Source organism: Novosphingobium sp. CCH12-A3, assembly GCF_001556015.1.
GTDB lineage: Bacteria > Pseudomonadota > Alphaproteobacteria > Sphingomonadales > Sphingomonadaceae > Novosphingobium > Novosphingobium subterraneum.
The window spans coordinates 1-6,703 of record NZ_LSIA01000309.1 but is presented as its reverse complement, the minus strand read 5'-3'; the positions used below and the strand labels follow the sequence as shown (position 1 = coordinate 6,703).

The following is a 6,703-nucleotide window of genomic DNA, read 5'->3' as shown; positions in this document are numbered from 1 at the left end:
ATCGCTGGCCCAAATCCTTAGCGTAGGATTCCGCCCCCTCCCGCAAACGCCCCCTGTGATGCTGGCGATGCGCGATGTGGGGCCGGAGGGGCTCGGGAAGAAAAACCGGGGCTGGAACAGCACCGAGCTGTTGAAGGACTGGCGCGAGGCGTGGAGCGCGCACGTCAACGAGCGCATGGCCGAGCTGGGGCTTGAAGGGCGGATCGACCATCGCTCCTATGAGGCGCAGGGGATCGCGCTGGAGCCGCAGCACAAGATCGGCCCGGCAGCATCGCGCAGACCGGAGCAGGGGCTTGAGGCCGAGCGGATCGAGGATCACGCGCGCATCGCCCGCGACAATGGCGAGAAGATCATCGCCAACCCGTCGATCGCGCTGGACGCGATCACCCGGCAGCAGGCGACGTTCACCACCCGCGACCTGGCCGTGTTCGCGTTCCGGCACAGCGACGGCAAGGAGCAGTTCGACCAGGTGATGACCGCGGTGCGCGCCAGCCCCGAGCTGGTCGCGTTGGGGAAGGACGGACGCGACCAGGAGCGGTTCACGTCGCGCGACATGATCGCGGTGGAGGCCCGGCTCGAGCGCAGCGCCGGCGCGCTGGCGGCGCGCGACGGTCACGGCATCGCCGATCGCCAGCGTGACGCCGCGATCGGCGCGGCCCAGGGCAGGGGGCTCGTCTTGTCGGCCGAGCAGCGCGACGCCCTCGACCATATCACCGGCCGCAAGGGGCTGGCGTCGGTCGTCGGCTACGCCGGCAGCGGCAAATCCGCGATGTTGGGCGTCGCGCGCGAGGCTTGGGAGCGGCAGGGCTACCAGGTGCGCGGTGCGGCCTTGTCGGGGATCGCGGCCGAGAACCTTGAGGGCGGGTCCGGCATCCAGTCCCGCACCCTCGCCAGCCTTGAGCACGCATGGGGGCAGGGGCGCGAGCAGCTAGGCCCGCGTGACGTGCTGGTGGTGGACGAGGCGGGCATGATCGGCTCGCGCCAGATGGAGCGGGTGTTGAGCCAGGCGCGTGACGCCGGGGCCAAGATCACCGAGATTCGCCGGCAGCGCGAGGATTGGCAGCGCGACGCCACCCGCGCGCTGGCGACCGGGCGCACCGGCGAGGCGATCCACGCCTATGACGGCAAGGGCATGGTCCACGCGGCCGACACGCGCGAGCAGGCGCGGGGCGAGCTGGTCGATGGCTGGGATCGGCAGCGCCAGGCCGAACCGGGCAAATCCCGCATCATCCTCACCCACACCAACGCCGAGGTCCGCGAGCTGAACGAGGAAGCGCGCGGCCGACTTCGCGCGACCGGCGACCTTGGCGACGACGTGACGTTCAGCGCCGACCGGGGGACGCGCGCGTTCGCGCGCGGCGACCGCCTGATGTTCCTGCGGAACGAGCGGTCGCTAGGGGTGAAGAACGGCACGCTTGGCACGATCGAGCAGGTATCGGCCGAGGGGATGAAGGTTCGGCTCGACAGCGGCGCGCGGGTCGCGTTCGACGCAAAGGACTATGCCGCGGTCGATCACGGCTACGCCGCCACTTTCCATAAGGCGCAGGGCGTGACCGTCGATCACGCCCACGTCCTCGCCACCCCCGGCATGGACCGCCACAGCGCCTATGTCGGCATGTCGCGGCATCGTGATGACGTGCAGCTCCATTACGGGCGCGACGACTTCGCCGACCAGTGCCAGCTCGTCCGCGCCATGTCGCGCGACCGGGGCAAGGACATGGCCGGCGACTATGCGCGGCCCGAGCAGGACCAGGCCCGTGCGTTCGCCGATCGGCGCGAGATCCGGTTCCCGGAACTCGCGCGTCAGGTGGCGGAGAAGGTGCGCGACAAGGCCAGGGGCATGTTCGCCGGGTTCCGGCCGAAACCGACGTCGGAAAAAACGACGTCGCCGGAGCGCATCGCGGCCGATCGGCCGCTGGCGCCCTCGCAGGCCCGTGCGATCGAACGCTATGGGCGCGCCGCGGCCGATATAGGCCGGATGCGGGAGAAGGGGTTGCCGGTGCTGGCGCACCAGGAACAGGCGCTGGCGAAGGCGGGCGACGCGCTCGACCAGGTGCGACCGAATGGCGCGCGCGACCTCGCCAGCGCGATCGAGCGCGACCCCCAGCTCGCACGCGCCGCGGCCGAAGGGAACACGGGCGGCGCGGCGAAGGCGATGGAGGTAGAGCGCTAGGTCCGTATCGACCCGGAGAAGCGTGCGGGGCGCTTCGTGGAGCAGTGGCAGGACATGAAGGCGGCGCGGGCCAGTATGGAGCGCGCCGGCGACCGCGCGGGCGCGGAGAAGCTCGGCAAGCGCATGGAGAGCATCGCGGGCGGGTTGCATCGCGACCCGCAGCTCGAATCCGCCTTGAAGCGGCACGCGCCCGAGCTGGCGTTGAACATGGAGCGGGGCCGGTCGATCGGGCAGGAGCTGGCGCAGTCGGTCGGACAAGGCCGCGACCGCGATCGTGGCATGAGCCGGTAAGGGGGACGGGTGACGGACGAGGACGATCAGGGCGGAACCGACGCGGCCGAGGCGTTCGAGGCCATGCGTGGCGAGCTGGCGCTGTTGCGCCGCGCCGTGGAGGGTCTGGCGGCCGAGCGCGGCGCGATCGACGTTCCCGACTACACCGAGACGTTAGGGCGGATGCAGCAGGGCGTGGACGCCACGGCCGCCCGCGTCGCGCTCATCAACGACGTGATCGTGCGGAGTCCGGCGCTGGCGATGACGCCGGAGCAGATGGCGCAACGGATCGCCGCGGTGGGCAACGCCGCCCGGCGCGAGGATCAGGCGGCGCTCGCCAAGGCGGGCGAGGACAAGGCCCGCGTCATGGCCGAGCTTCGCGCCATCGCCGGGTCCGCATGGACACGCGCCGACCAGAGAAACCGGCAGCTATGGTTCGCCTTGGGCGGGGTAGCGGCCGGCATCCTCGCATGGGCGATCGTGCCGGGCCTCGTCGCGCGCGAGCTCGCGCCGGCGAGCTGGCGATGGCCCGAGCGCATGGCGGCGCGGACGCTTGACATGCCCCGTTGGGAGGCAGGTCAGCGGATGATGCAGAGCGCCGACGCCGCACAGTTCCGCGCGATCGTCGCGGCCGACAAGATCGTGACGGCCAATCGTGAAACGATCGAGGGTTGCAGCAAAGCGGCGAATCGGGCGCGTGCCACAGTGCGATGCACAATTAAGGTCGCCCCGTAGTGGCCGCGTATCTATTCCGCCAAGCAATTGACAATAGACAATCCGGCCCGGTCCTCACCGTGGCACGCTTGGGCGGGTCCAATTAGAGGTCGGCGCATGGCTTCACGATCAGGCAATCAATACTAAGCGTCGTTAACCATCTTCTAATGCTTACAGTGCGATCATACAGATGCGATAGAAGTCGCACCGGGGTGAATATGAGCAGCATCTCCATCAACGACGTTATGGCCCTGCGGAACGCCGTCCTCGACAAGAACGCGGCGCTTCGGAATATAGCGAGCAACCCGAATTCTGTCGCCGTTTCCGCGGCTGCGAGAGGAGCGGCTTTTGACGCAGCGATGAACACCGCGCTGGGAACGGTGGATAGCCCAAATTCCGTCTCAGGGGTGAGCGGAGCGGCGGGCGTGTCGCAGCCAGGACACGCGGAGCCAGGCGGCTTCGCCTCTACTTTTCAGACGCAGCTTCAAAAAATTAACGCGATCAATGCGCGCGCTGGTGCTTTGACGGTCGCCTACGAACGCGGGGACGAAACCGACATTGCGAAGGTAATGCTCGCGCGGCAGGAGTCCTCGATCGCATTCGAGGCAACGTTGCAAGTTCGTAATAAAGTGCTTTCGGCCTACAAGGACATCATGAGTATGCCGGTCTAGCGCAATCTGCCGAAAGCACATCGCCTTGTCGCTAATCCGGTGCTGCGAAAAACGTTCGCACGCCAGCCCCCGCCTGCGTCCGTCAGCTGCCCTTCGGTTTCCGAGCGCTGTTGTGCATGGACACGATCTTCCATCCTCCGTTCACCTTTTTCAGCACGCTTGTGGCGACGCCGAGTCTTTCGGCGGCCTCGCCGGTTCTTGGCTCGATTCGGTAACGGTAGGTCTCGGTCGCAAGGGCAACCGACCCTTCGAAGCGGACGTCGACCTTGTAGTCGGAGAAGCGGAACGATTTGAACTGCCGCAGCTCGGGACCAAGATGATGGGCGAGGTAGGTGGCGTAGGTTCCTTCAGGGCTTCCTGTCTCGAAGACCCGCGCGTCAATCGTAAACAGTTTTTCGGTTCCAGCGACGTCAAGCTTCTCGATCGCGTTTTTGTACCGTGAGAGCACAGCCTCCACGGCCCGTGTATCGGCATCGCGGGCGACCGGCTGAGCCCACGCCACAACAGGCACGGCGATCGACATGAGCATAATCGTTTTCACGCCGGTGTTCATTCATGATCTCCCAAATAGACTGTCCGGCTTTAGGCTATCACCGCTTGATGCGATATGGAGCAGCCGACTGACCGTCAGGTCGCGAAATGGTCGAGGCTACCGTGTACTAAATAGCCCTTAGCCAACTTTGGATGGCAAGCACGATGGTCACGGCTCACCATCAAACCGAGCATCCCCGCCGTTGTCACGTTATACCAAAAACTGAACAGATGCGGAACATCGCGGTCCGGTATGCTGAATCAAGAAGCTCGACGGTCACCGGCCAGGGGCTTAGGTCTTGGTTCAGCGAATGGGGATCACACCGACAATATGGCCACGCAACCCGACCAAATTACTACCGGAGAGGATCACGGTGGCCTCGTTCGTCGTCTTATTGCCCGTTGGCGTGACGATCCTGGCGCAACCTACCGAAGCTGGTTTCTGTGGGACGAACGGTTGAAAAACTTCCGCTCGATCCGGCGTGGTATTGGCCAGGTCGTTGGTGAGATCGAGCGCGGCACGTTCGGCGTCGCCTACCGGGGATCGTCGCTCGAAACGGTCGTTCATTCCGTCGCCGAGCAGCGTCAAATTTTCAAAGGCGCTGACCATGCCTTTCTCTGGAAGCCGAAGCTCCGCATACCCGATATCTACGAAAACCCGGAGAACCAGCGGGCGTTCGGTCGCTTGCTCGACGCCTGTTCGTGTTGCGACACGGCCGAGGAAATTATTGGCCATATCCACACGATCGATCGCTTGAAGATCAAGGGGCTCGGGCCCGCGGTCGCCAACCTGCTCTATTTTCTTCACCCGACGCTGGTGCCGCCCTTCAACACCGCGATCGTCAAAGGCTACAACGCGCTGACCGGCTCGAAGGTGAAGCTCGGGAGCTGGGAGCATTTTCTGGCGATGCGGTCGGGTGTACTCGACTTGAACGATCGCCACCGCGACCTGCTATCGAACGACCTGGGTGCGATTGGCGGCTTGCTGTTCGACATCGGCTTCGATCGCTACCCGGCCCCTCCTCTCGATGTTAGCGGCGAGGCGCTGGCAAGTTGGGGACAACGGCTTGAGACGGCGCGCGAGGAGGCGCGCACGCTCAGCAAGGCGGCGCTACGCGAAGGCGAGAACGAGCGCACCCATACTGAAATCCAAGCATGGCTTCGCGATCTAGGACTCGCGCTCGGCTATGACGTGTGGATCGCATCGAACGACCGCAGCCGTGCCTTCAATGGATCGCCGTTGGGACATGGGTGCCTTGAGCACCTGCCCGCCTCCATCGCAACCTCGAAGGGGGCGGATTCCATCCGTCTAATCGACGTGCTGTGGCTTGAGCGCGGCGGCGATCACGTCGCGGCAGCGTTCGAGGTCGAGCATTCGACGTCGATCTACTCGGGCATTGTGCGCATGCTCGACTTGGCGCTGAGCGGCAGCGCCCTCCACGCGACCGCAGGGCTGTTTCTGGTCGCACCCGACGCCCGCGAGGCGGATGTCCGCGCGCAGTTACAGCGTCCCGCGTTCAGCCGCGTCGCCGATCTCGACATATCGTATCTTCCCTACGGCGAGCTGGAGAGAAACCGCGAGGCAATCGCCAGGTTCGGATCGGGGCTTAAAGCGATCAAAGCCATCTCCAGCAAGCTGGCTTGATCGAGAGAGGTAAGGGGTACGCGCGCGCGCCGCGTATTTTCAAATGGGCGGGGGCTCAGCTGGAGATGAATGATGCATCAGATCGATCCCGAGATGAAGGCGTGCATGGACGCCTGCCACGAATGCCATGTCACCTGCCTCCACATGGCGATGAACCATTGCCTTGAGGCGGGAGGCCGACATGCCGAGCCGCAGCACATGAAGATCATGGCCGATTGTGCGCAGATTTGCGCGGTCGCGATCGACTTCATGGCGCGGAAATCTGAGCATCACCGGCATATCTGCCGCGAGTGCGCCGAGATTTGCCGGGCGTGCGCGTCGAGCTGCGAAGGGCTGGACGGCATGGAGGATTGCGTCGCCGCGTGTCGCAAGTGCGCCGAGGCTTGCGACAAGATGGCCGCGTAAATGGCCCGAGGGCGGCGCTTTCCCCGCCGCCCTCCCGTTACATTGCGAGCCAAGGCGCGTGAGACGGTGCGATGCACGGTCAGGGTTGCGGCAACGCTTTAGAGAGGGGCGTTGTCTGCCCTGCCGCTAGTAGGCTAGCGGCCCGCCCGCCCGCGGCTTGGCGCGGCGGTTCCAGGCAAACCCGATCACGATCACGGCAAGCATCAGGAGTTGTGCCAGCACCGACTGAAATGTCGGGAACAGGCCCAACATCGAGATACGTGGCACGCTGGCGAGCGGCGCTATGTCGATGAT

5 protein-coding genes and 1 pseudogene are annotated in these 6,703 nt (G+C 65.3%); 5 read left to right on the top strand and 1 reads right to left on the bottom strand.

Annotated features, from left to right (window positions below; all coding sequences use genetic code 11):
- The first annotated feature begins 58 nt into the window (after positions 1-58).
- From AX703_RS25310 to AX703_RS27045, 3 genes and pseudogenes are all read left to right on the top strand, one after another.
- Positions 59-2,464 (top strand): annotated as a pseudogene (locus AX703_RS25310) (AAA family ATPase).
- Positions 2,465-2,473: 9 nt separating this feature from the next.
- Positions 2,474-3,178 carry a DUF6118 family protein gene (locus tag AX703_RS25305; RefSeq protein ID WP_004212966.1) on the top strand — a complete coding sequence of 235 codons (705 nt, stop codon included), beginning with the start codon at positions 2,474-2,476 and terminating at the stop codon, positions 3,176-3,178.
- A 197-nt stretch (positions 3,179-3,375) separates the two neighbouring features.
- Entirely contained in the window at positions 3,376-3,828 is a 453-nt protein-coding gene (locus AX703_RS27045; protein ID WP_037491557.1) for a flagellar hook-basal body complex protein FliE, read from the top strand.
- A gap of 82 nt (positions 3,829-3,910) precedes the next feature.
- Here AX703_RS27045 and AX703_RS25295 read toward each other — a convergent pair whose 3' ends face one another.
- On the bottom strand, positions 3,911-4,381 hold the full coding sequence (locus AX703_RS25295) for a nuclear transport factor 2 family protein (protein ID WP_004212962.1): 471 nt from the start codon (positions 4,379-4,381) through the stop codon (positions 3,911-3,913).
- A gap of 309 nt (positions 4,382-4,690) precedes the next feature.
- Here AX703_RS25295 and AX703_RS25290 point away from each other — a divergent pair, with 309 nt between their 5' ends.
- Together AX703_RS25290 and AX703_RS25285 are read left to right on the top strand one after the other, a co-directional pair.
- A complete protein-coding gene (locus AX703_RS25290) occupies positions 4,691-6,004 on the top strand; it encodes a hypothetical protein (protein ID WP_004212961.1) in 1,314 nt (437 codons plus the stop codon).
- Positions 6,005-6,073: 69 nt separating this feature from the next.
- The gene (locus AX703_RS25285) at positions 6,074-6,409 is read left to right on the top strand and encodes a four-helix bundle copper-binding protein (protein ID WP_231735705.1); all 336 of its coding nucleotides are present in this window, start codon (positions 6,074-6,076) and stop codon (positions 6,407-6,409) included.
- Positions 6,410-6,703: the final 294 nt, after the last annotated feature.

Coding starts and splice junctions, on each gene's coding strand:
- AX703_RS25290 (WP_004212961.1), top strand. CDS start 4,691: ATGGCCACGCAACCCGACCAAATTACTACCGGAGAGGATCACGGTGGC.
- AX703_RS25285 (WP_231735705.1), top strand. CDS start 6,074: ATGATGCATCAGATCGATCCCGAGATGAAGGCGTGCATGGACGCCTGC.
- AX703_RS27045 (WP_037491557.1), top strand. CDS start 3,376: ATGAGCAGCATCTCCATCAACGACGTTATGGCCCTGCGGAACGCCGTC.
- AX703_RS25295 (WP_004212962.1), bottom strand. CDS start 4,381: ATGAACACCGGCGTGAAAACGATTATGCTCATGTCGATCGCCGTGCCT.